Raw genomic sequence first — 21,867 nt, forward strand, 5'->3', positions numbered from 1 at the left:
CGGCCTTGGGGAGCTTCACACTTATTGTCGCAGTGAAATGTGTTGCCCGCCGCATCTCTAGCAAGAGCCCTGCCGTAGCGGCCTTCACGAAGAAAATGTTGCGATGCGAAACGTGAACGGACGAAGCGTCAAATATCTGTCATCTTGCGCCGCACGGCATGGAAAATTAAGACTTTATTACCCATTCCGCATAAACAATCGTCCAAGATTTGCCATTCTCCCGCGAGACAGGAACACAGGCGGGAATCGGAGTAGAAGACGCATGTGTCGCTGGGCAGCTTATCGTGGAGACCCCCTCTATCTGGAGGAGCTGGTGTCTTCGCCGGCCCACTCCCTGATCGAACAATCCCATTGCGCCACGCGCGCCAAGACGGCGACCAATGGTGATGGCTTCGGCATCGCCTGGTATGGCGATCGGCCGGAACCGGGCCGTTACCGCGATATCCTGCCCGCCTGGTCCGATTGCAATCTGAAGAGCCTGGCGCGGCAGATCCGTTCGCCGCTCTTCCTAGCCCATGTCCGTGCTGCCACAGGCGGCGGCACGCGCCGCGACAATTGCCATCCCTTTGTTTTCGAGAACTGGTCATTCCAGCACAATGGCCAGATTTCAAATTTCGACCGCCTGCGCCGGCCGATGGAAGCCATGCTCGACGACCGGCTGTTCCATGCCCGCAGCGGCACCACCGATTCCGAGCTCCTGTTCCTGCTGGCGATGCAATTCGGTCTCATGACAAATCCGACGGCGGCGATCGCTCAGACCATCGGCTTCGTCGAAGGCCTGTCGCTGCATCTGACGGGTTCGGTACTGGTGCGATTCACGGCGGCCTTCTCCGACGGCAAGTCGCTCTACGCCATCCGCTATGCGACCGATCGCAAGGCGCCGACGCTCTATGCCTCGCCGGTTGGGTCAGGCTACTGCCTCGTATCGGAGCCGCTGAACGACGATGTCGATGCCTGGCGCGAGATCCCCGATGGCAGCGCCGTTCTGATCGACGACACGGGCGTCCATGTCACGCCCTTCCAGCCGGAAGAGCATGCCGCCGGAGAGACCCGCACTCCTGCTGCTATCCCTGCTTGAACTGTTCCGATATCAGCGCCGCCAGCCGCATCGCTACTTCATCTTTGTCGAGATCCGGCCACTGCTCGACGCCGTGATGGCTGATAATCTTCACGCGGTTGCGCGTGCCGCCCATGATGCCGGTTGCGGGCGAGACATCGTTGGCGACGATGAAGTCGGCGCCCTTGCGCTCCAGCTTGGCGCGGGCATTGCTCTCGACATCCTGCGTTTCGGCCGCAAAGCCAATGACGAGTTTCGGCCGCTGCGTATGGTGGCCGACGGTTTTCAATATGTCCGGGTTTTCAGTGAGTGCCAGCGTTGGGATCGACTCGCCCGGATGTTTCTTGATCTTCTGGTCCGATGCGGAAGCGACGCGCCAGTCTGCAACCGCCGCCACCATCACGGCGATATCGGCCGGAAGGGCCGCAAGCACCGCATCGCGCATCTCATCCGCCCGCTCGACGTGGATGACGTTGAGGCCGACCGGATCGGGTATGGTAACCGGGCCGGAGACGAGGGTGACATCGGCGCCGAGTGCCGCAAGGGCCGCTGCGATGGCATGGCCCTGCCGTCCCGACGAGCGGTTGGCGATATAGCGCACGGGATCGATCGGTTCATGCGTCGGCCCGGAGGTCACGACTGCCTTCTTGCCGGCAAGCGGCTTGGCGCCGTCGTCCAGCCGACGCTCGACGGCGGCGACGATATCGAGCGGCTCCGCCATCCGGCCAGCGCCGCTCTCGCCGCTCTCGGCCATTTCGCCGGTCATAGGACCGACGAAGGCGATGCCGTCGCTGCGTAGAGTTTCGACGTTGCGCCTGGTGGCGGGATGGGCCCACATCTTCGGGTTCATCGCGGGGGCTGCGAGGACTGGCCGGTCGGTGGCGAGCAATATGGTCGAGGCGAGATCGTCGGCCAGCCCGTTCGCCATCTTGGCGAGCAGATCGGCAGTCGCCGGCGCGATCAGCGCGAGATCACAGTCGCGCGCCAGCCTGATATGGCCGACATCTTGCTCATCCTCTCGTGAAAACAGATCGGTGAAGACATGGTCGGCGGCCAGCGCGCCGACGGCAAGCGGCGTGATGAACTGCTGCGCACCAGCCGTCATCACGGGCCGGACGCTTGCGCCACGCTCGCGCAGCCGGCGGATGAGATCGAGGCTTTTATAGGCCGCGATACCGCCGGAGATAATGAGAAGGATGCGCTTTCCTGCGAGAACCATGCCTGAACCCGTCGCCTGTTCTTTTGCCGACAAGCCTAAGCCTTTGGTGTGTCATAGGCAATCGCCGCGTGCTTCCATCGAGCTCGGCGTGTCGGTGATTGCGATGCGGGCGATCGGATTTTTGGCTATTTGCAGCCAATGATCACGTTGGCATCACCGACTTGTCATTTGCGGGCATCTTCGCCCTCGACGAAAGTGAACGTGTTAACGACCAAAGGAGTAACGTCTTGAAACTGATGAAAGTCGCGGTCATCGCCCTGCCAATCTTGGCTGCCGCCATGCCGGCCTTTGCCGAGCGTGCCTATTCACCACAGGAGCAGAAGAACAAGGAAATCGTTCTGGACTTCTACCAGAAGGCGCTGAACGACAAGGATTTCGACGCGGCTTCCAGGTATCTCGGCAAGTACATCCAGCATAATCCTCTTGCCGCCGATGGCCCCGAAGGCCTGCGCGGTTTCCTGGAGTACCTAAAGAAAAACTATCCGCAGTCGAAGAGCGAGATCAAGCGCGTGATGGTCGATGGCGATTATGTGATCCTGCGCGTCCACGCCATTCGCCAGCCGGGCGACCGCGGCAGCGCCATCGTCGATATCTTCCGCGTCGAGGACAACAAGATCCAGGAACATTGGGACTCGGTGCAGCCGATCCCCGAGACCTCGAAGAACAGCAATACGATGTTCTGAGCGGAAAGGCCGTGGGAAATAGAATCCGCGGCTCATTCAAAGCATTCGAGCGACCTGATCCCGCAACCATTTCCTATGTTGCGGGATTACGTCCGCGTTCCGAAGCTGCCGGCGCGATCATTGTGTCGGCAAAACACTCGGTCAGGTACGCGTGATCGACAGGCCGCCGTCGACGAGCGATGCCGTGCCGCTCACGAAGCTTGCGTCATCGGAGGCGAGATAAAGGACCGAGCGAGCGATCTCTTCCGGGCCGGCGACGCGCTTCAGCGCATGCAGGTTGGTGATGAAAGCCTGCTTTTCGGCCGTGTCGTTCATATCGCGATACATATCGGTATCGACCGCGCCTGGCAGGACGGCATTGACGCGGACATTCTGCGGGCCGAATTCGGCGGCGAGCGTTTGCGTCAGGCCGATCAGGCCGGATTTGCTGGCGGCATAGGCGGCAACGCCCGGGAAGCTCACGGTATGGCCAACAAAGGTCGACGTGAAAATCACGGAACCACCGCCGTGCTTGATCATTTCGCCGATTTGGTGCTTGGCGGCTAGGAAGGACGCGGTGAGGTTGATCGCCAGCGCTTCGGAAAAGCCTGCCTCCGAAACCTCGGTGCTGGGACCGGCCTCGCCGAGCGTGCCGGCATTGTTGAAGGCGATATCAAGCTTGTCGTAACGCTCGACTGCAAGGGTGACCAGCGCCTTGTGATAGTCTTCCGAGCGCACATCGCCGGCCAAGACGGCTGCTTCTCCACCGGCCGCCTTGATCTCAGCGGCAAGGCTTTCCAGCTCCGCAACACGGCGGGCGCCGACGACAACCTTTGCGCCTTCGGCGGCAAAGAGCTTTGCCGTGACGCGGCCGATGCCGGAACTGGCGCCGGTGACGATTGCGACTTTTCCATTCAAGCGGTTCATTGTTCCATCTCCTGTGTGAGGACGTGTCTTTCGGTTTGTCCGATACGAGGAAGATGGCCTTTTCCGATCGTTCGGATTAGTCTTCAAAAAGAGGAATTCGAATTCGGAGTTTCCGAACGATGTTAAAGATCGACGGGATCGTGACGTTCGTAACTGTAGCCGAGGCCGGCTCGATCAGCGAGGCGGCGCGGCGCCTGCGCCTGTCGAAATCCGTGGTCAGCGAGCGCCTGTCGGAAATGGAGAAAGCATTGGGGGCAACCCTGCTTCATCGCACGACCCGCAAGCTGACGCTGACGGAAGATGGCACCGCTTTCCTGCAGCGCGCTACACGCATCGCGCAGGAGGTGCGCGAGGCGGCGGCCGATCTTGCCGAGCGGCGCGGCACGCTGATGGGGCCTCTGCGCATTGCCGCACCCGTCACCTTCGGCCGCCTGCATCTGGGGCCGGCCCTCTATCCGTTTCTCGCCGATCATCCGGAGATCGAGCTGACGCTTGATCTCGACGACCGTCGGGTCGATGCCGCTTCGGATGGCTATGATGCGATCATACGCCATGGCCAGATCGCCGACTCGCGCCTCGTCGCCTGGAAGCTCGCCCGCAGCCGCCGCCTTCTCGTGGCCTCGCCGGATTATCTCACCCGTCACGGCAAACCCGCTTCGCTCTCCGATCTCGAGGATCACCGCGGGATTTTCTACACCAATCGCGGCGTCGCGGACTGGCGTTTCGAGCGACCAGAGGGCGCCGTCGTCATTCGTGCGAAGCTGGCGCTGGGCGTCAACAATGGTGATGTCCTCCACGATGCCGCGATTGCCGGCCTGGGTATCGCCTTGCTGCCGGCCTTCATTGCCGGGCCTTCGGTGAGGGAGGGGCGGCTTGTCGAGATCGACGTCGGCTACCGGCCGGAACCGGAGTTCATCTTCATGGCCCATCCGGAGGGACGCAATCCCTCGGCCAAGCTGCGCGCCACCGCCGATCATCTGAAGAAGGCGTTCGGCGATCCGCCTTATTGGGAGCGGGAGCAATTCCAGTAAAAGTGGGAAGTGGTTTTGCGTCCGGAATTGCGTGAAAACAAATAATTACGCAATCAGGCTCATGAGATTGGCGATAACAGGTGATCGCTGCGCCTTGAGGCTGGCGAGGCCGAGCCGCGCTACGACGGGCGGCCCATCGATTTGCCGATAGGCGACGCCGTCGAGCTTGATCTGTGCGATCGAAGCCGGAACGATGGAAACGCCTAAGTTTGCGGCGACGAGATTGACGACGGAGGGGATCTGCGGCGCCTCCTGCGTCACCACGAGGTCGAAGCCGGCTTCGCGGCAAGCACCAACGATATCGTCGTAGAGGCTGAGCCCCACCATGCGCGGAAAGAGAATGAATGGTTCGCCCGCGAGTGCCGCAACCGGCACGCGTTCCTTTTTCGCCAGCGGATGATGGGCCGGCAGCGCGATCAGCATCGGTTCGTCGGCAAAGCGCTTCAGGCGAACATCCCGCGGATCCTCCAGACCCGGACGAATGAAGGCCGCGTCGATCTCACCGCGTGTCAGACGCTCCATCAGCGCATTGGTGTTCATCTCTGTGAGTGACAGCCGCACCTCCGGCCAGTGCCGCCGAAACTCGCGAATGGTTGATGTGACGATGGTGTTGAAAGCGGAGGAGGCGGTAAAGCCGAGCGACAGGCGGCCGATCTCGCCGCGATTGGCGCGCTGGGCCGCGAGCTTCGCCTTTTCCGCAGCATCGATCGCCGTCCTCGCCTCGGCCAGAAAAGCCTCGCCGGCAGCCGTCAGTTCTGCGCCATGCGGCACACGATGGAACAGTTGCGCGCCCACCTCGTTTTCCAGGTCCCGGATCTGCTGGCTGAGCGGCGGCTGGCCGATGCCGAGACTGGCCGCCGCGCGGGTGAAGTTTCCCGCTTCTGCCAGTGCCAGAAAATAGCGGATATGACGCAGCTCCATCGCTATCTCCAAAAGCTATTGAGATCGCCTGTTCCATATATTGGACTAATGGAGCTGGTCTGGCTAGATTCCAGGGTAAGAAAGGTTGGGTTCCCCATGTCTCGCGCCGCTGGCAAGCAGGAAATCGTTGCCTCCGAAGTTTCGTCTGGTCCCGAATTGACACTCGTCAGGAACGAGCCGCCGACCGAGACCCGCCAGTTTCTGACGCGCGGTACGCCTGCCTTCCGCCGCGCGACCATTGGGCTGTTTCTCTCCGGTTTCGCCACTTTCTCGCTGCTCTATTGCGTCCAGCCGCTGATGCCGATCTTCTCTGAGGATTTCGGTGTCACGCCGGCTGCAAGCTCGCTCTCGCTCTCGCTTTCGACTGGCTTCCTGGCCTTCGCGATCTTCGGCGCAGCCGCCGTTTCCGAAAGCCTCGGCCGCCGCAGCCTGATGTTCATTTCGCTGCTCGGCGCGGCCGTCTGCACGATCATCTGCGCGGTGTCGCCAAGCTGGCATATGCTTCTCGCCGTCCGCGCTCTCGAGGGCTTTCTCTTGGGCGGCGTGCCAGCTGTCGCCATGACCTATCTGGCCGAGGAAATCGAACCGCGCGGCCTCGGCGGCGCCATGGGCCTCTATATCGCCGGCAACGCCTTTGGCGGCATGGCCGGGCGCGTGGTGACCGGTACGATCGCCGAATATCTGAGTTGGCGGCCGGCATTGGCAGCGGTCGGCATTCTCGGCCTTGTCGCCGCCGTCGGCTTCCTCTATCTCCTGCCGCCTTCGCGCAATTTCACCCCGCGTAAGGGTTTTGATGTTGCCTTCCACCTGAAGGCCTGGAGCGGTCACTTCAGCAATGCGGCGCTGCCGCTGCTCTTCGCCATCGGCTTTCTCGTCATGGGCTCCTTCGTCACCGTCTATAACTATGCCGGCTTCCGTTTGGTCGCTGACCCCTATGATCTCAGCCAGACTGAATTGGGTCTGATCTTCACCGCCTATCTCTTCGGCATCGTCGCGTCCTGGGCGGCTGGCCTGCTCGGCGATCGCATCGGCCATTTCGTCGTGCTGCCGGTGGGCGTGCTGATCGCCGCGCTCGGGGCGGCGGTGACGCTTTCCAGCTCCTTGCCGCTGATCATTCTCGGCATCATCCTGGTGACGATCGGTTTCTTCATGACCCATTCCGTCGCCAGCGCGCTTGTGGGGCGGCTGGCCCATGGCTTCAAGGGCCATGCCTCTTCGCTCTACCTGCTGGCCTATTATCTCGGCTCCAGCATTGCAGGCTCGGTCGGCGGCTATTTCTGGCTTGCCGATGGCTGGAATGCCGTGGTCGCCTTCATCCTCGTCATGCTGGCACTCTGTCTCGTCAGCGCCCTTGTCGTCGCCAAGCTGGCGCGCCGTTGAGGCCGGGGAGCCGTCATGATCCTTATCGACCATCTCGATCATCTGGTGCTCACGGTCGCAAGCATCGAGGAGACCTGCGATTTCTATGCCCGTGTCCTCGGAATGGGCGTTGAAACTTTCGGGGAAGGCCGCAAGGCCCTGACCTTCAGTAATCAGAAGATCAATCTGCATCGCGCCGGACATGAATTCGAGCCTAAGGCTGAACGGCTGACACCGGGCTCGGCCGATCTTTGCTTCATCAGCACAACGCCTCTGGATGAGGTCATTGCTCACTTGCAGGCAGAGGGCGTTGTAATTGAAGAGGGCCCGGTGCGCCGAACCGGTGCGACCGGCCCCATTCTCTCGGTCTATTTCCGCGACCCCGATCAAAACCTGATCGAAGTGTCCAACGTCATTCCCTGAGATCGGGCGTCAGAAAGCCCTTCTTGACATCATTTGCTTGCGCCATATATTAAACCAATAAGTTAATTAACTTTATGGTTTATTGAGTCGTATGGACACATTGAGCACAACCCTCTCGGCTCTTGCCGATCCTACCCGCCGGGCGATCCTGGCGCGGCTGGCGACCGGTGAGGCATCCGTCTCGGAACTGGCCGAACCCTTCGATATGTCGCTGGTCGCCGTTTCCAAGCATCTGAAGGTGCTGGAGAGAGCCGGCCTGATTTCGAAGGGAAGGGAAGCGCAATGGCGACCCTGCCGGCTGGAGCCCAAGCCGCTGCGGCAGGTGGATGACTGGTTGGAAAGCTACAGGCAGTTCTGGAACGACAATCTCGATCGCCTGGAAGCCTATGCGGCGCTATTGCAAAAGGGAGGAATGGATGACCCCAGCAATTGAGGGCGGCAGCATGCGGCCGCTACGCGAGATCGTGCTGACCCGCGAAATAGCCGCACCGCGCGACTTGCTGTTCCGTCTCTGGACGGAGCCGGAGCATATGGTGCGTTGGTGGGCGCCCCAGAACATGACGACGCCATCCGTCTTTGTCGACCTGCGGGAAGGGGGCGCCTGGCGGCACTGCATTCTGACACCGGAGGGCAAGGAATATTGGAGCCATGGCCGCTATCTGGAGATCGTCCCGCCCGAGCGCCTCGTCTTCACCTTCGCCTGGGAAAATCAGGAGGGTAGGGCCGAACATCCGATGCAGGTGACCGTGGAATTCCATGAGCTTGGCGAGAAGACGCGCCTCGTCTTCCGAAAGGCCGAATTGCCTGACGAGACCGAACTGAAGCTGCAGACCGGCGGCTGGGAACAGGCCTTAGATAAATATGTCGCTTACGCAGAAGCCACCTCAAGGGAAGGATGAGAGTGATGAAGAAGACCTATCATGGAAGCTGCCATTGCGGCGCGGTGAGCTACGAAGCCGATCTCGATCTGCAGGGTGGCACCTTCAAGTGCAATTGCTCGATCTGCAAGAAGAAGCGCAATTGGCTGGCTGTCGCCACGCCGGCCGATTTCCGCCTGACCTCGGGTGAGGACAGCATCGGCGAATATCAATTCGGCCCGCGCATCCTGCATCACCTCTTCTGCAAAAATTGCGGCATCAGCTCCTTCAACTGGGGTGAAAATCCGGCCCTCGGCGGCAAGTTCTATGCGATCAGCATCAGCTGCCTGGACGATGCCACCGATGAGGAACTCGCCTCGCTTCCCGTCGGCTACTTCGATGGCCGCGACGACCGCTTCGATCGTGCACCGGAAGAAACGCGTTATCTTTAGCCGCTTGGCAAGGACTCCCAGTCTTCGAAACGTAGCTTGGGGACGCGTTCAAATTCTCTGACATTGTGCGTTATCAGGATCAGATCGCGGGCGACCGCCTGTCCCGCGATCAAAACGTCATAGGCACCGATCGGTGTGCCGAGGGAAGCAAGGGCCGCTCGAATTTCGCCGGCTACACGGGCATCTTGCTTATCGAAATCCAGCGTCTCGAATTGCAAGGCATCGACACGTGCCAGATTGTCGGAAACGCGCTGCCCCTTATAGGCACCATAAAACAGTTCGTGTGCGACGATGGCCGGAATGGCGAAATCCTGCGGCTTGTGCCTGCGAAGCTCGTTGACGAAGCCCGGGTGTCCTTTCATCAGCGCGATGACGGCATTGCTGTCGAGCAGATATTTCACTTGAAGATATCCAACTCGGGGCGTTGCTGCTCAGCCGGTTGCTCGGTCGCTGCTTCTACAAAGTCATCATCGATCGGGCCTGTTACGGCTTCCAGCCAGTCCCAATCTTCGGGGATCGGCTCCAGAATGATTGCCTTTCCCTGCCGGCGGATGCGCACTTCCTCGCCGTCGAGGCGGAATTCCTTCGGCAAGCGCACGGCCTGCGAGCGGCCGGACCAGAAGATCTTTGCGGTGTCCATGCCATAACTCCCTTGAGATATGACATTGATATATAGCATCTCAGGTCTGATTTCAATTCGAGGCGTTACGATCCCGATCTTGTCGCGAGCCAAATGACGTGGCGCGCGCCTGTCTTGCCATTGGCGCGCGTATTGACCACTTCGGCGGCAAAACCGCTGTCGCGCAGCCGCCGTGTGAAGCGGTCGTCGGGTCCCGAAGACCAGACGGCGAGGACACCGCCGGAACGCAGCGCATCGCGCGCCGCTTTCAGGCCCTGATAATCGTAAAGGCCGTCATTGGCTTCGGATGTGATGCCATCCGGCCCGTTGTCGACATCGAGCAGAATGGCGTCGTAGGCCGCCTTGCGAGCGCGGATGAGTGGACGCACATCGCCTTCATGAATGGCGACACGCGGATCATCGAGGCAGCCGTCGAAGACCGTTGCCATCGGCCCGCGTGCCCATGACACGACAGCCGGCACCAGTTCCGCGACCGTGACCTTGGCGTCTGCGCCGAGTTCGCCGAGTGCCGCCCGCAGGGTAAAGCCCATGCCGAGGCCGCCGATCAATATGTGTGGCGCCTTCCGGCCCTTGATCTTCTCGCAGGAAAGCGTGGCCAGCGCCCGTTCGGAGCCGCTCAGCCGGCTGTTCATCAGCTCGTTGGTGCCGAGCATGATGGAAAATTCCTGGCCACGCTGCTTCAGGCGCAGCTCGCCGCCGCCGGGGATTTTCGCAGTGTCAAGCAAGGTCCAGGGGATCACGGGCAATTCTCCTAAGCAATTCCAGCAAAAGCTTAGCGGCTTTTCGTCCGGAACTGCGTGTAAAACAGGTCGTTTCGAATTGCCCGGGACCATAGTCTTTCAAGGCCGCCAAGAACAGATGCCGCTATCCAAGCCGGATATACGGCACATCCTTTTTCGCAACTTCATCAAGCGCTTCCTCATAGCCGGCATCGGCATAGCGCATGACGCCAAGCGCCGTGTCGTTGGTCAGCGCATGGTCAAGCCGTTCGTCGGCGGCTTGCGTGCCGTCGGCGACCACGGTAACGCCGCAGCTCGTCATGTAGCCGGCATAGCCGCCGCCGCCGGAATGGACGACGACAAGATCGGCCATGGACGAGCAGAGCATCATGGCGTCGATCAGCGGCCAGTCGGCGATGGCGTCGGAGCCGTCCTTCATGCGCTCGGTCATGATGTTCGGATGCGCCATGGCGCCGGCATCGAGATGGTCGCGCGAGAAGGCGATCGGACCCTTCAGCTCGCCGCTTGCCACAAGCTCGTTGACGCGGCGGGCAAGCGCCGTGCGCTCGCCATGGCCGAGCCAGGCAATACGCGCCGGCAGCCCTTCGAAAGGCACGTGCTGGCGGGCAAGCTTGATCCAGTTGGTGATAATCTTGTTGTCCGGGAACATTTCCAGCAGCAGATCGTCGATGCGGGCGATATCGCTTTCCTCGCCTGAAAGCGCCATCCAGCGGAAGGGCCCGATGGCACGGCAGAAGAGCGGCCGCAGATAGGCTTCGGTAAAGATCGGAATATCGAAGGCATTGGCGACGCCGCCTTCCTTCGCCTGGGTACGGATGAGGTTGCCGTTGTCGAAGACTTCGGAGCCCTTTTTCTGAAAGCCCAGCATGGCCTTCACATGCTCGACGATCGAGGCGCGGCTTGCAGCCATGAGCTGACCCTGGCCATCGTCGCGGAGATCCCGAACTTGCTGCAGGCTCATGCCCTTCGGCACATAACCATAGACGAGATCGTGGGCTGAGGTCTGATCGGTGACGATATCGGGCACGATGCCGCGCCGGGCGATCTCGGGATAGATCTCGGCCGCATTGCCGACGAGGCCGACGGAAAGCGCCCGCTTCTCCTTCACCGCCGCGTCGATCATCGCCAGCGCCGAATCGAGATCGGGTGCGATTTCCTGCAGATAGCCGATATCCTTGCGCTTCTTGGCGCGCTCGGCATCGATATCGACGCAGAGGATCGCTGCCCCCGCCATGCGGCCGGCGAGCGGCTGCGCGCCGCCCATGCCGCCGAGACCCGCCGTCAGCACGAAACGGCCGAAGAGATCGCCGCCGAAGCGGCGCTCGGCGATGCGCATGAAGATTTCATAGGTACCCTGGATCACGCCCTGGCTGCCGATATATTGCCAGGCGCCGGCCGTCAGGCCACCCCAACAGATTAGGCCCTTGCGCTGCAATTCGTAGAAGACTTCAGCCTTCGCCCATTGCCCGACGATGTTGCAGTTCGCCATGATAACGAGCGGCGCTTTGTCATGCGTGCGGATGAGGCCAATCGGCTTGCCGGATTGGATGAGCAGGGTCTGGTTCTCATCCATTTCGGTCAGCGCCTTGACGATGCCCTTATGCGCCGCCCAGTTGCGCGCTGCCTTGCCGAGGGCGGCGTAGACGACGAGATTGTCGGGATCTTCACCGACCGAAAGCACGTTTTCGAGCAGGCGCAACAGGGCCTCCTGTCGCCAGCCCTTGGCACGCAGCTCCGGCCCGCCCGGGAGGGGGAATTTCGGGTGACGTGGATTGGCTTTCGGCATGATTGCTTTTCCTCTTGTTTGATAGTCTCTCCTTCTCCCCAGCGGGGGTTCGAAGGACGGGTCGAGACCCGTGGCTCGACCCCGGTTGGTGACCCGAAGTGTCGGATGAGGGGGGCGATGCGGCACATATCGTCTTCGCGTACCGCTCAGACGTTCGCTCCTTAGTCGCTCACCCCCTCATCTTTCTTGATGGATATCTTCCCCCGCTGGAGAGAAGAGGAGTGTTCTTCAATAGGCGTTCACTTCGGCGGCAGGCCTTCGACGAAGTCCAGTGCAGCCAGAAGCAGCCGCTTGCGCAGCATGTCATTGCCATAAGCTTCCGGCCCGGCGCGCACCCATCCCAGCATTTTTCGGCCGCCCAACTGCATGGGTTTGACGTCACGCTGCTCCAGCGCCCAGGCATCGTTGCCTTTGCCAAGGCGGATCAGCATCCCATCATCACGGGCGCCGCACATGAGATGGCCATTGAGCAGAAAGGCCCAGCCGCCGAACATTCCTTTTTCGCTGAGTCCTGGACGTTCCCCAAGCTCTTCTTTCAGCAATTCTTCGAGACCGGCGTCGCGGGCCATTCAAGCCTCCTGCGCTTTTCAGCCTTTCTTGCCGGCAGAGCGTGATGCCGAAAAGTGTAGGCGGTTTTCGGACGACATCATGCTCTATTTCTTTGTCTCTAGGGCGTATTTCGCGATCTCGATCCCCATGGCCTTTTCGACAGAGGGATAGACCGTGGGGTCGAGCACGCTGGCAGACAGCGGAATGATATCCATCGGTACATGCAGGATGAAGACTGTCATACCCTCGTGCAGCTGGCCGACGCTCAAGGGTTCGCCTTCCGGCGACAGCGTGGTGATGACGGAGGGGAAGGTTGCCAGGCGCTTGCCGTTGGCATCCTCGACGGCCATGTATTCGTTCATCACATGCATGATGACGGCCTTGTCGCCGCTGCCGACCGTAATGGTGCCGATGTCGAAGGCTTCCTTGGTGTAAACGACGTCCTTCTTTGTGATCGTACCTTCAGCCAGGATATGGCCACCTGTGGTCTTGCAGATGGCATCGATGACGGCGCTGCCACCTTTCTTTTCCGCCTCGATGATTGCCTCGCCGAGCGAAAGCGCCATGGAGATGCCGCCGAGCGCCGCATGGGTGCGGACGTAGGAAGCGCGAAGTGGGTTGCGGCAGGAGGCGATGAAGCCGCCGGACTGATCGGAGGCCGCACGCAGGATCGGCGAAATCTTCGCCGTCGCGCCCTTCACGACCAGTTCGATATAGCGGTTCTCGGCGCGATTGCCGCCGACTGCGGTCTGGATCATCTGCTCGGGCGAACCCGCCATGCCGATCGATCCCATATCACCAGTCGGATGGGCGCGGATGTCACCCACGGCATCCACCACCTTCGTTCCGAGAATGGCCGACGGCAGCCAGCCATTCAGTGTCGAAGACCGGCCGTTCTGGCCGATGATCAGGCCGGAAAGCTTTTCGCCAAGCTCGTCCTGCAGCAGCTGCACGGCTTTCACGTAATCGATGCCTTGCATTTCCCAGGGGGTGGTGGAGGCCGGCGCGCCGATGGCAGCAGCCGTGGCGATCCAGTCATTGTCGTTCAATTCGTCGATCGACACCAGCTCCGGCTTGCCGACATTGACGGCAGCATAGCCGAGCATGCGGCCATGATCGGCCCAGCCGCCACCGCCTGCGGCGTAAACGGAGCCGCCCTTGACGGCCGCTTCCACATCCTTGGCAACGAGTATGCGTCCCATCGGCTACTCCCGGTTCTGTTTGAGGTTCTTGTCCATGTCGCGCACCGCTTCGAAAAGCACGGCGGCGCCCATGGCGATGTCGTCATTCTCGGCCCATTCCTCGGCGCAATGGCTGCGGCCTTCCTTGCAGGGCACGAAGATCATGGCTGATGGAGCGACCTTGGCGATCCAGGCCGTGTCGTGGCCGGCGCCGGAGGCCATACGGCGATGTTTGGCGCCGACAGTCTCGCAGGCGCGTTCGAGCGTTTCGAGCAGTACCGGAGCGCCCGGCGTCGGCATGTTGTCGGAGACACGCACCGGCGGGTTGATCGTCACGCCATAATCGGCGGCGATGGTCTTCACCTCACCGTCGATCCAGGCCAGGAAATCCTCCATGTCGCTGCGAATTTCGGCGCGGCCGTCGATCAGGAGCACGACCTTGGATGGCACGACATTGGCGGCATTCGGCTCGATGCGGAATTCGCCCACGGTCGCGGCGAAATGACCCGGCGTTTTTGCCTGCTCCGCCGCGCGTTGACGAATATCGAGGACGAGCTGCGAGGCCGCCACCAGCGCATCAGCACGGCGGTCCATCGGCGTCGTGCCGGCATGGTCGGCGCGGCCTTCCACGGTGATTTCGATGCGGGTGATGCCGGCGATCGCGGTGACGATGCCGATATCCTTGTTCTCGGCTTCCAGCACCGGGCCCTGCTCGATATGCAGCTCCAGGAAGCCGGCGAGATCCGGCCGTTTCTGGGAGAGCAGCACGGAGGGATCGCCGCCAACCTCGGCAATGCCCTGCGAAAGCGTGCGGTCGCCGCTGACACGGGAGAGCCACGCCTCGGGGATCTGCCCGGTCATGCCGCGGCTGCCGATGCAGGAGACGCCGAAGATGCTGACTTCTTCGGCGAGGAAATCGACGATTTCCAGATCATGGTCGAGCTCGATGCCGCGATCCTTCAAGGAGCGCGCAACTTCGAGCGCTGCGATCGTGCCGGCAATGCCATCGAAACGGCCCCCGTCGGGCACGGTGTCGGAATGCGAGCCGACAAGGATCGTTCCGAGGCCAGGCTTGGCGCCGGTACGCCGGCCGATCAGATTGCCGGCGGCGTCGATGCGGGTCTCAAGCCCTGCCGCCTTCATCCGTGCTTCGATATAGGCGCGCCCTTCGAGGAAGAGCGGCGAGAAGGCGCGGCGCGTCCACGGGTGGCCCGGATCAGTGATGCCGGCCAGCGCATCGATATCCTCGGCGATACGGTCGGCGTTTACGGGCAGGTTGTGGCGCTTGGTTTCGGTCATCAGGCTGCATCTCCGGCAATGACTTGGCGAGGCAAGGGACGGACAAAGCTGCCGGAGCCGGGTTCGGCCAGCACCTTCTGTCCCTCGGTGATCTGCTTGCCTCTAAGATAGGCGGCGGACACAGTCCAGGGCAGGCGGATGCCGTTATAGGGGCTCCAGCCGACGACGTTATTGCCGCTGGCCGCCGCGTCATAGATCGTTTCGCGCGGTTCCAGAACGACGATATCGGCGTCCTTGCCCGGCGTCAGCGCGCCTTTGATATGGTCGAGGCGGAAATGCTTAGCTGGGTTTTCCGCCATCAGCTTCGCCGCCCAGGTCAGCGGCACGCCGCGCTCCAGAGCACCCTTTACGAAGAGCGGCACCATGACCTCCAGTCCCGGCACGCCGGAAGCATTCGCCAGCATATCCGGATTGGTTTTGCGGTTTTCCGACCAGCTGACATGATCGGTCGAGACGAGCCAGACATTGCCCTCCGCCACCTTGCGCCACAAGGTTTCTACTTCGGCGCGGGGGCGGATCGGTGGATTAATTTTCGCCTTGCCGCCAAGGCGCCGCACATCGTTTTCCTCATCGAGCGTCAGGTAATGGATGCAGCACTCGACCGTCGCTTCGAAGCCGTCGCGGCGATAGGCGCGGGCGATGTCATAGCCGCGGCCGAGCGAGCAATGTACGACATGCGCTGGGCAGCCGGTATCCGCTCCCGTCTCGAAGATCGTGTGCATGGCCAGAAGCTCGGTGATAGGCGGGCGGGACAGGCCGTGAGCGCGATAGTCGGTGATACCGCTCGCCTTCACCTGCTCCATGTAGGTGCGGACTGCTTCGTCATCCTCGTTGTGCACGCCGGCTGTCAGGCCCGTGGGCGCGATGGCGGCAAAGCACGCATCGAGCAGGGCGGGCGGAATGCGCGGGAAACGCTTGGGGTCGGTGCCGAAGGTGGAGAATTTGAAGGCGGCGACACCGGCCTCGACCATCTCGGCGATGCGCGCCGGGCCTTCTTCCGGATCGACCGTGCCGTAGAGGGCAAAGTCGACGCGCGATTGCGGCGCGGCATGGTCGATCTTCTTCTTCACCGCCGCTGCCGAGCAGACGAGATTGCCTTCGTCATAGGGCATGTCGACGATGGTGGTGACGCCGCCGGCGGCTGCCGAGCGCGTCGACCAGACGAAATCCTCCTGATCCTTCTGAGAGAGCGAATGCACTTGCGCGTCGATTGCGCCAGGCAGGATCAGCGCCTTGCCGAGTAAGTGCCGCTCGCGTGCGGCCGGAGGCACGCCGATGCCGATCTCGGCGATCTTGCCGTCACGCACGGCGACATAGCCGGCTTCCACGATGCGTTCAGGCAGAACCACAGTGCCTTGCAGAACAAGATCGAAATCGGCCATGTGCGTTCTCTCCGCTCGTCGGTTGGTTCAGATGGCAATGGTGTCGTGATAAAGCCGCTCTTCGACCCGCTCCAGCGAGCCGAGCGCGAAGAAGTCATCATAGGCGATGATCGGCTTATGGGCGATCAATTCAGAGACGAAGGACTCCGAGCCGAGCTCCTCCTCGATCGCCTCGACTTCGGCCGAAAGTGGCCGGTCGACCACATAGAAGTCGGCATGCTTGCGCACCACGTCATAGAGCATGCGCGCAACGCCCTCAGGCTTGTCGCCGAGAATATCCATCGCTTGCGCCGACAGCAGGGCCTCGAGCGCGGCAAGACGCTTCAGCGCCCGCATCTGCCGCTCGAAACGTTCGATCACAAGCGGCAGGAAGGCGGCTTCGTCCTCCATACCTGCCGCAACCACCAGCGACTGTGCCGAGACCGGATTGGACATGGAGAGCACGCGCGAGAAGATCTCTCCGGCGAGCTTGATGATCGGACCGAAGCCGGTCGCGATCCTGCCTTCCGGCACGAGATTGACGGGCAGGCCGCGCCGCTGGCCGTTGCCGAGCAGGACGCAGCGATTGAAGGCATTGCGGGCGGCATGGGCCATGCAGATGACCGCCGCTTCCAGAAGCACGGTGACATCGAGCGGAAGAGAGCCGCCTGAGGTCATCACGCGACCGTCGACGATGACCGGGTTGTCATCCGAACGGCCGGTCGCGGCCAGAATCTTATGGCCGGCGGTCAGGAGATTTTCGATGACGGCGCCGAAGACCTGGGCGATCATGCGCAGGCTCAACGGGTCCTGCACATGGGTCGCAACCGGCCAGGGCCATTCTTCCGAGGCGTTACAGAGCCAGGCACCGATCAGTGCTTCGCGCGCGGTGCCGACATGGCGCACGGAAATCCACGGATCGCGCGAAGCGCCGAGCGCGCCGGCCGCCATCATGCCGGTTGCCAGCAGCACACGGATCGAGGCGGCGGCGTTGCGGGTCGTCTCTGCAGCGGCTGCGAAGCTGACCGCATTGACGCTGAGCGAGGCCAGGCTGTCGCGGGGCATCATCCTGACGGGAGCGATACCGGCGGCATCGAAGGCATCGGCAGCCTGCATGCGCCGGCCGCGATAGACGGCTTCGCCAACGCCAGTCAGAACCGCGCCGATCTGGCCCATCAGACCGATATCCGCGCAGCCGATCGAGCCCGTGCGCCTGACGACGGGAATGACATCCGAGCTCAAGAGCTGCAGATAGGCTTCGATCAGTTCTTGCGAACAACCGACCTGACCGGTGAGAGCCGTGTTGACGCGGATCGCCATGGCATTGCGGACGACCGACATGGAGAAGGGGGCGCCTGTGCCGAAATGATGGGCGCGCACGAGACCGAGATTGAAGGCATCGAGATCCTCGGGGGACCATTCGACATCTTTCATGGCTCCGACACCCGTTGTCGAGCCGTAGACCGGCATGCCCGATTGAATGGTGCTTTCGAGAACGTTGCGCGCCAGTCGCACCCGCGCCATGCCGCTTTCTGATGCCGACGGCAGGACCGCCCCCGCGCCGATCCGCACCAGATCGCTGAACCCAAGGGGTTGTCCGGTGAGTTCGATGCCGGCTCTCTGACGCTCCATCTCTGCTGTTCTCCTTTTTTGCAAGGCTATGCGAGCCTTATCGTCAGTGGGATATCCCAAATGGCGAACACCTTGATCCGTGCCGGACAGACTGATTTTGAGACGAGTGCACACATCGCGCAACTCTATGTTTGCGCGCGCATGCGGCTTCCCGCACCGGCCAAGCTATTTCGGCCGAGGCGAGAAAGAAGCATCAGAAAGCTTGGCGATCAGCCAAGATGCCAGGCGATATAAAGCAGCGTCAGCGCAATCACCCAAAGTGCGAAGCGGCCGGAGCGGCTGTGCTTGGCCTCGGCCTTGCCGATCGCTTCGGCGGTCTGCGGATCGAAACGCAGGCCGTTTTCGCTCATATGCAGCAGTTCGTGGTGGAATTTTTCGGTCTTGGCCGCAATCTCAGGCGCGGCTTCGGCGAGCTTCACGGCTGCCTTCAAACCATCCTTCAGATCTGTCATGATCCGCTTCGGGCCGAGATTGGTGCGGATCCAGTCGCCGACCACCGGTTCGGACGCCTTCCACATGTTGAAGCGCGGATTGAGCATGCGCGATACGCCCTCGACCACGACCATTGTCTTCTGCAGCATCACCAGCTCCGGCCGCGTTTCCATGTCGAAGAGTTCGGTCACTTCGAAGAGCAGAGTCAGAAGCTTGCCCATGGAGATGGTTTCAGCCGGCTGGCCATGGATTGGCTCGCCGATGGCACGGATGGCCTGCGCAAAACTCTCGGTATTGTGATGGGCGGGTACGTAGCCGGCTTCGAAATGTACTTCGGCCACCCGGATATAATCGCGGGTGATGAAGCCGTACAGGATTTCGGCGAGGAAGCGGCGCTCCTTCTTTCCGAGACGGCCGACGATGCCCATGTCGACGGCGACGATCATGCCCGTGGGATCGACGAAGAGATTGCCGGGGTGCATGTCGGCATGGAAGAAGCCGTCGCGCAGCGTGTGACGCAGAAAGGACTGGATCAGCGTATCGGCGAGTGCGTTGAGATCGTGTCCGGCGGCCTTCAGTCCCTCGACGTCGGACATCTTCACGCCGTCGATCCACTCCATGGTGATGACGTCGCGGCCGGTGCGTTCCCAGTCGACCTTCGGAACGCGGAAGCCGGGATCCTTCTCGGTGTTTTCGGCGATCTCGGAGAGCGCGGCGGCTTCCAGCCGCAGATCCATCTCGACCTTCGTGGTCTGCTCGAGCGTCTTGGTCACTTCCACGGGCCGGAGGCGCCGGCTGGAGGGCATGAACCGCTCCTGCATACCCGCCACGAGATACATTGCCTTGATATCGTTAGAAAAACGCTGGCGCACGCCAGGCCGGACCACCTTGACGGCAACGCGCTTGCGCCCTTCGGCCGTGTCGACCTCCGCCGGATGCACCTGCGCTATCGACGCGGCGGCAATCGGCTCGCCGAAGCTGGCGTAGAGATCGTCGATCCGCCGCCCGAGCGACGCCTCGATCGCCGCCGTCGCCATAGTATGCGGAAAAAAAGCCATCCTGTCCTGAAGCTTCGACAGGTCGTTTGCCATATCGACGCCGACGACATCGGGTCGGGTAGCCAGGAACTGGCCGATCTTCACATAGGAAGGCCCGAGCCGCTCGACCGCCTGAGCAAGCCGGTCGCTGCGGGCCTGGCTCTTCGCCTTGCGGCGGGCAAAGATGCTGACGAAAGATTTGGCGATGCTGACGGAGGGCGGCAGCCCTTCCGATGGCAGCGCCATGACCACGCCTTCGCGCACGAGCACCCAGCCGACCCGAACAAGGCCGAAATATGCGCTGAAAGCACTCATATCGTCTCAAGGTCTCGGAATATGGAGGCCAAAAGCCGGATCGGGTGACTGGATATCATGCTTCAGAGCTTCCAGCCGGAGTGCAGCGCGGCAATGCCGCCGGTGTAATTGGTGAAGCTCACGCGCGAGAAGCCGGCCTCGCGGATCATCGTCGCGAAGTCCTGCTGGTTCGGGAACTTGCGGATCGATTCCACCAGATATTGATAGGGCTCGGCATCACCCGTGATCGCCTTGCCGAATTTGGGAATGGCGTTGAAGGACCAGGCGTCGTAGACGCGGTCGAGCAGCGGCAGATCGACTTCGGAGAATTCGAGCACGAGCAGCCGGCCGCCGCGCTTCAGCACGCGATAGGCTTCCTTCAACGCCACATCGATATGCGGAACGTTGCGGATGCCGAAGGCGATCGTATAGGCGTCGAAGGAATTCGGCTCGAAAGGCAGTTCCTCGGCATTCGCCTCGACGAAGGTGAGATTGTCGGAGAGCTTCCTTTTCTCCGCACGCTCAGCGCCGACAGCCAGCATCGAGCCGTTAATGTCGAGCACCGTCGCGTGCGCCAGCCCGTTTGAGGCCTCGACGATACGGAAGGCGATATCGCCCGTGCCGCCGGCAACATCGAGCACCTTGTAGGCGGGATCCTTGCGCGGGTTGAGCGCCGCGACCATCGCATCCTTCCAGGCGCGATGCATGCCCATGGACATGACGTCGTTCATGACGTCGTAGCGCTTGGCGACCTTGTGGAACACCTCGTTGACGAGGCCCTGCTTTTCACCATCGGCTACTTCGCGGAAGCCATAGGATGTTTCCATGCCGCCATCGGCGGAGGTGCGGCTGTCTGCCATCGGCTCAACTCCGTTACATTACAGCGCCGCGCGTCATTTATGGCGCGTAAAGGTCGCTGTAACATTTTAAACTTGCTGCATAATTCTCTCCTTAAATCGATTCCGGTCTAAGGAATTATGCAGTATTCAGCGGCGGACCATAGCGAAATCGCGTTTGCCACGCTATCTCATCAGCCAGATCACCAGCCGCAATGCCTTGGGCTATAGCTCAGATCATAAGCGGTTGAAACATAAAGATGGATAGCCATGCCGGAATTACCAGAGGTCGAAACCGTCAGACGCGGGCTGGCACCTTCCATGGAAGGTGCGGTTCTCAAGGAATTGGAGCTGCGCCGCAACGATCTGCGCTTTCCTTTCCCTGTCGATTTCGCTGAGGCCGTGTCGGGTCGCGGCATCGCGTCGCTGTCGCGCCGTGCGAAATACCTGCTGATCGATCTCGACGATGGCAAGACGATCGTCGCGCATCTCGGCATGTCCGGTTCGTTTCGGGTCGAAGCCGGTCGGGAAGCGCGAACGCCGGGCGAATTCCATCATCTCCGTTCCAAGGACGAGAAGCACGATCATGTGGTCTTCCATCTGGCGAGCGCTGGCGGTGATGCGCGCGTCATCTATAATGACCCACGTCGCTTTGGCTTCATGGACATGGTCAGGCGGACCGAGATGGCCAGCCATCCCTTCTTCCGCGATCTCGGGCCGGAACCCACGGGTAATGAACTCGATGCCGATTATCTGGCTAAGCGTTTCGCCGGCAAGGCGCAGCCGCTGAAGAGCGCGCTGCTGGACCAGAAGAACATCGCCGGTCTCGGCAATATATATGTATGCGAGGCGCTGTGGCGCTCTCACCTGTCGCCGTTGCGTGTCGCCGGCACGCTGGTTATGGATACCGGCAAACCGACCGAAGCGCTGCTGGCGCTGGTCGAGGCGATTCGCGAGGTCATTGCCGATGCGATAGCCGCAGGCGGTTCGTCGTTGCGCGATCATATCCAGACGGACGGTTCGCTCGGCTATTTCCAGCATTCCTTTTCCGTCTATGATCGTGAAAGCCAGCCTTGCAGCACGCCGGGTTGCGGCGGTACGGTCAGTCGCATCGTCCAGGCGGGGCGCTCTTCTTTCTACTGCGCCTCCTGCCAAGGCTGATTGAAGGTCCA

At 61.5% G+C, this 21,867-nt stretch carries 23 protein-coding genes; 9 read left to right on the forward strand and 14 right to left on the reverse strand.

Annotated elements, in window-relative coordinates; all coding sequences use genetic code 11:
- The first annotated feature begins 262 nt into the window (after positions 1 to 262).
- Positions 263 to 1,078: a class II glutamine amidotransferase gene (locus AC13RC_RS29360; protein WP_488559384.1), complete on the forward strand. Its 816-nt coding sequence runs from the start codon at positions 263 to 265 to the stop codon at positions 1,076 to 1,078.
- Here AC13RC_RS29360 and coaBC read toward each other — a convergent pair.
- A complete protein-coding gene (coaBC, locus tag AC13RC_RS29365; protein WP_488559385.1) occupies positions 1,065 to 2,276 on the reverse strand; it encodes a bifunctional phosphopantothenoylcysteine decarboxylase/phosphopantothenate--cysteine ligase CoaBC in 1,212 nt (403 codons plus the stop codon). The genes AC13RC_RS29360 and coaBC overlap by 14 nt on opposite strands.
- 236 nt (positions 2,277 to 2,512) lie before the next feature.
- On the opposite strand from coaBC, the gene AC13RC_RS29370 reads away from it, so the two are divergent.
- Positions 2,513 to 2,959: a nuclear transport factor 2 family protein gene (locus AC13RC_RS29370; protein ID WP_488559413.1), complete on the forward strand. Its 447-nt coding sequence runs from the start codon at positions 2,513 to 2,515 to the stop codon at positions 2,957 to 2,959.
- A gap of 141 nt (positions 2,960 to 3,100) precedes the next feature.
- Here AC13RC_RS29370 and AC13RC_RS29375 read toward each other — a convergent pair whose 3' ends face one another.
- Positions 3,101 to 3,865, reverse strand: a complete 765-nt coding sequence (locus tag AC13RC_RS29375; RefSeq protein ID WP_488559386.1) for an SDR family oxidoreductase — start codon at positions 3,863 to 3,865, stop codon at positions 3,101 to 3,103.
- A gap of 119 nt (positions 3,866 to 3,984) precedes the next feature.
- Here AC13RC_RS29375 and AC13RC_RS29380 point away from each other — a divergent pair, with 119 nt between their 5' ends.
- Positions 3,985 to 4,896, forward strand: coding sequence for a LysR family transcriptional regulator (locus tag AC13RC_RS29380; RefSeq protein ID WP_488559387.1), 912 nt, complete (start codon positions 3,985 to 3,987; stop codon positions 4,894 to 4,896).
- 45 nt (positions 4,897 to 4,941) lie between these two features.
- Here the strand turns inward: AC13RC_RS29380 and AC13RC_RS29385 are convergent, their stop codons facing one another.
- A complete protein-coding gene (locus tag AC13RC_RS29385) occupies positions 4,942 to 5,817 on the reverse strand; it encodes a LysR family transcriptional regulator (protein ID WP_488559388.1) in 876 nt (291 codons plus the stop codon).
- 96 nt (positions 5,818 to 5,913) lie between these two features.
- On the opposite strand from AC13RC_RS29385, the gene AC13RC_RS29390 reads away from it, so the two are divergent.
- The 5 genes from AC13RC_RS29390 (at position 5,914) to AC13RC_RS29410 (ending at position 8,908) form a co-directional block, all read left to right on the forward strand.
- A complete protein-coding gene (locus tag AC13RC_RS29390; protein WP_488559389.1) occupies positions 5,914 to 7,197 on the forward strand; it encodes an MFS transporter in 1,284 nt (427 codons plus the stop codon).
- A gap of 15 nt (positions 7,198 to 7,212) precedes the next feature.
- On the forward strand, positions 7,213 to 7,599 hold the full coding sequence (locus tag AC13RC_RS29395) for a VOC family protein (RefSeq protein WP_488559390.1): 387 nt from the start codon (positions 7,213 to 7,215) through the stop codon (positions 7,597 to 7,599).
- A gap of 91 nt (positions 7,600 to 7,690) precedes the next feature.
- Positions 7,691 to 8,032 (forward strand): ArsR/SmtB family transcription factor, encoded by a 342-nt coding sequence (locus AC13RC_RS29400; RefSeq protein WP_113329955.1) that lies wholly within the window; start codon positions 7,691 to 7,693, stop codon positions 8,030 to 8,032.
- Complete coding sequence (locus AC13RC_RS29405; protein ID WP_152093792.1) at positions 8,016 to 8,498, forward strand: SRPBCC family protein; 483 nt, start codon at positions 8,016 to 8,018, stop codon at positions 8,496 to 8,498. Before AC13RC_RS29400 ends, AC13RC_RS29405 begins: the two co-directional genes overlap by 17 nt.
- 5 nt (positions 8,499 to 8,503) lie before the next feature.
- Positions 8,504 to 8,908, forward strand: a complete 405-nt coding sequence (locus AC13RC_RS29410; RefSeq protein ID WP_113231826.1) for a GFA family protein — start codon at positions 8,504 to 8,506, stop codon at positions 8,906 to 8,908.
- Here the strand turns inward: AC13RC_RS29410 and AC13RC_RS29415 are convergent.
- The 11 genes from AC13RC_RS29415 to ubiE all read right to left on the reverse strand — a co-directional run bounded on the left by AC13RC_RS29415 (position 8,905) and on the right by ubiE (position 20,719).
- Positions 8,905 to 9,309, reverse strand: coding sequence for a PIN domain-containing protein (locus tag AC13RC_RS29415; protein WP_488559391.1), 405 nt, complete (start codon positions 9,307 to 9,309; stop codon positions 8,905 to 8,907). The genes AC13RC_RS29410 and AC13RC_RS29415 overlap by 4 nt on opposite strands.
- Positions 9,306 to 9,548, reverse strand: coding sequence for a type II toxin-antitoxin system antitoxin VapB (gene vapB / locus AC13RC_RS29420; protein ID WP_113351342.1), 243 nt, complete (start codon positions 9,546 to 9,548; stop codon positions 9,306 to 9,308). The genes AC13RC_RS29415 and vapB overlap by 4 nt, the downstream gene beginning before the upstream one ends.
- 65 nt (positions 9,549 to 9,613) lie before the next feature.
- Positions 9,614 to 10,288: a spermidine synthase gene (locus tag AC13RC_RS29425; RefSeq protein WP_113351341.1), complete on the reverse strand. Its 675-nt coding sequence runs from the start codon at positions 10,286 to 10,288 to the stop codon at positions 9,614 to 9,616.
- A 124-nt stretch (positions 10,289 to 10,412) separates the two neighbouring features.
- Positions 10,413 to 12,074: a thiourocanate hydratase gene (gene ertB, locus AC13RC_RS29430; RefSeq protein WP_488559392.1), complete on the reverse strand. Its 1,662-nt coding sequence runs from the start codon at positions 12,072 to 12,074 to the stop codon at positions 10,413 to 10,415.
- Between the two features lie 239 nt (positions 12,075 to 12,313).
- Positions 12,314 to 12,643 carry a TfoX/Sxy family protein gene (locus AC13RC_RS29435; RefSeq protein WP_488559393.1) on the reverse strand — a complete coding sequence of 110 codons (330 nt, stop codon included), beginning with the start codon at positions 12,641 to 12,643 and terminating at the stop codon, positions 12,314 to 12,316.
- A gap of 84 nt (positions 12,644 to 12,727) precedes the next feature.
- Positions 12,728 to 13,825, reverse strand: a complete 1,098-nt coding sequence (ertC, locus tag AC13RC_RS29440) for a thiohydantoin desulfurase (protein ID WP_488559394.1) — start codon at positions 13,823 to 13,825, stop codon at positions 12,728 to 12,730.
- A 3-nt stretch (positions 13,826 to 13,828) separates the two neighbouring features.
- Positions 13,829 to 15,103 carry a Zn-dependent hydrolase gene (locus AC13RC_RS29445; RefSeq protein ID WP_488559395.1) on the reverse strand — a complete coding sequence of 425 codons (1,275 nt, stop codon included), beginning with the start codon at positions 15,101 to 15,103 and terminating at the stop codon, positions 13,829 to 13,831.
- Positions 15,103 to 16,485, reverse strand: a complete 1,383-nt coding sequence (gene ertD / locus AC13RC_RS29450; protein ID WP_152095589.1) for a hydantoin-5-propionate amidohydrolase — start codon at positions 16,483 to 16,485, stop codon at positions 15,103 to 15,105. Before ertD ends, AC13RC_RS29445 begins: the two co-directional genes overlap by 1 nt.
- A gap of 27 nt (positions 16,486 to 16,512) precedes the next feature.
- Positions 16,513 to 18,096, reverse strand: coding sequence for an aromatic amino acid lyase (locus AC13RC_RS29455; protein ID WP_488559396.1), 1,584 nt, complete (start codon positions 18,094 to 18,096; stop codon positions 16,513 to 16,515).
- A gap of 209 nt (positions 18,097 to 18,305) precedes the next feature.
- On the reverse strand, positions 18,306 to 19,880 hold the full coding sequence (ubiB, locus tag AC13RC_RS29460; protein ID WP_488559397.1) for a 2-polyprenylphenol 6-hydroxylase: 1,575 nt from the start codon (positions 19,878 to 19,880) through the stop codon (positions 18,306 to 18,308).
- Between the two features lie 62 nt (positions 19,881 to 19,942).
- Complete coding sequence (ubiE, locus tag AC13RC_RS29465; protein ID WP_488559398.1) at positions 19,943 to 20,719, reverse strand: bifunctional demethylmenaquinone methyltransferase/2-methoxy-6-polyprenyl-1,4-benzoquinol methylase UbiE; 777 nt, start codon at positions 20,717 to 20,719, stop codon at positions 19,943 to 19,945.
- A gap of 246 nt (positions 20,720 to 20,965) precedes the next feature.
- Here ubiE and mutM point away from each other — a divergent pair, with 246 nt between their 5' ends.
- Positions 20,966 to 21,856: a bifunctional DNA-formamidopyrimidine glycosylase/DNA-(apurinic or apyrimidinic site) lyase gene (gene mutM / locus AC13RC_RS29470; RefSeq protein ID WP_488559399.1), complete on the forward strand. Its 891-nt coding sequence runs from the start codon at positions 20,966 to 20,968 to the stop codon at positions 21,854 to 21,856.
- Positions 21,857 to 21,867: the final 11 nt, after the last annotated feature.

The sequence above is a fragment of the Martinezella sp. CNPSo 3890 genome (genome assembly GCF_057784455.1).

Bases quoted from the DNA above. Each gene is read 5' to 3' on its own strand.
- mutM (WP_488559399.1), top strand. From the start codon at position 20,966: ATGCCGGAATTACCAGAGGTCGAAACCGTCAGACGCGGGCTGGCACCT.
- ertB (WP_488559392.1), bottom strand. From the start codon at position 12,074: ATGCCGAAAGCCAATCCACGTCACCCGAAATTCCCCCTCCCGGGCGGG.
- AC13RC_RS29385 (WP_488559388.1), bottom strand. From the start codon at position 5,817: ATGGAGCTGCGTCATATCCGCTATTTTCTGGCACTGGCAGAAGCGGGA.
- AC13RC_RS29400 (WP_113329955.1), top strand. From the start codon at position 7,691: ATGGACACATTGAGCACAACCCTCTCGGCTCTTGCCGATCCTACCCGC.
- AC13RC_RS29455 (WP_488559396.1), bottom strand. From the start codon at position 18,096: ATGGAGCGTCAGAGAGCCGGCATCGAACTCACCGGACAACCCCTTGGG.
- AC13RC_RS29375 (WP_488559386.1), bottom strand. From the start codon at position 3,865: ATGAACCGCTTGAATGGAAAAGTCGCAATCGTCACCGGCGCCAGTTCC.
- vapB (WP_113351342.1), bottom strand. From the start codon at position 9,548: ATGGACACCGCAAAGATCTTCTGGTCCGGCCGCTCGCAGGCCGTGCGC.
- AC13RC_RS29405 (WP_152093792.1), top strand. From the start codon at position 8,016: ATGACCCCAGCAATTGAGGGCGGCAGCATGCGGCCGCTACGCGAGATC.
- ubiE (WP_488559398.1), bottom strand. From the start codon at position 20,719: ATGGCAGACAGCCGCACCTCCGCCGATGGCGGCATGGAAACATCCTAT.
- AC13RC_RS29445 (WP_488559395.1), bottom strand. From the start codon at position 15,103: ATGACCGAAACCAAGCGCCACAACCTGCCCGTAAACGCCGACCGTATC.
- AC13RC_RS29435 (WP_488559393.1), bottom strand. From the start codon at position 12,643: ATGGCCCGCGACGCCGGTCTCGAAGAATTGCTGAAAGAAGAGCTTGGG.
- AC13RC_RS29410 (WP_113231826.1), top strand. From the start codon at position 8,504: ATGAAGAAGACCTATCATGGAAGCTGCCATTGCGGCGCGGTGAGCTAC.
- AC13RC_RS29390 (WP_488559389.1), top strand. From the start codon at position 5,914: ATGTCTCGCGCCGCTGGCAAGCAGGAAATCGTTGCCTCCGAAGTTTCG.
- ubiB (WP_488559397.1), bottom strand. From the start codon at position 19,880: ATGAGTGCTTTCAGCGCATATTTCGGCCTTGTTCGGGTCGGCTGGGTG.
- ertD (WP_152095589.1), bottom strand. From the start codon at position 16,485: ATGGCCGATTTCGATCTTGTTCTGCAAGGCACTGTGGTTCTGCCTGAA.
- AC13RC_RS29380 (WP_488559387.1), top strand. From the start codon at position 3,985: ATGTTAAAGATCGACGGGATCGTGACGTTCGTAACTGTAGCCGAGGCC.
- AC13RC_RS29395 (WP_488559390.1), top strand. From the start codon at position 7,213: ATGATCCTTATCGACCATCTCGATCATCTGGTGCTCACGGTCGCAAGC.
- coaBC (WP_488559385.1), bottom strand. From the start codon at position 2,276: ATGGTTCTCGCAGGAAAGCGCATCCTTCTCATTATCTCCGGCGGTATC.
- ertC (WP_488559394.1), bottom strand. From the start codon at position 13,825: ATGGGACGCATACTCGTTGCCAAGGATGTGGAAGCGGCCGTCAAGGGC.
- AC13RC_RS29370 (WP_488559413.1), top strand. From the start codon at position 2,513: ATGAAAGTCGCGGTCATCGCCCTGCCAATCTTGGCTGCCGCCATGCCG.
- AC13RC_RS29360 (WP_488559384.1), top strand. From the start codon at position 263: ATGTGTCGCTGGGCAGCTTATCGTGGAGACCCCCTCTATCTGGAGGAG.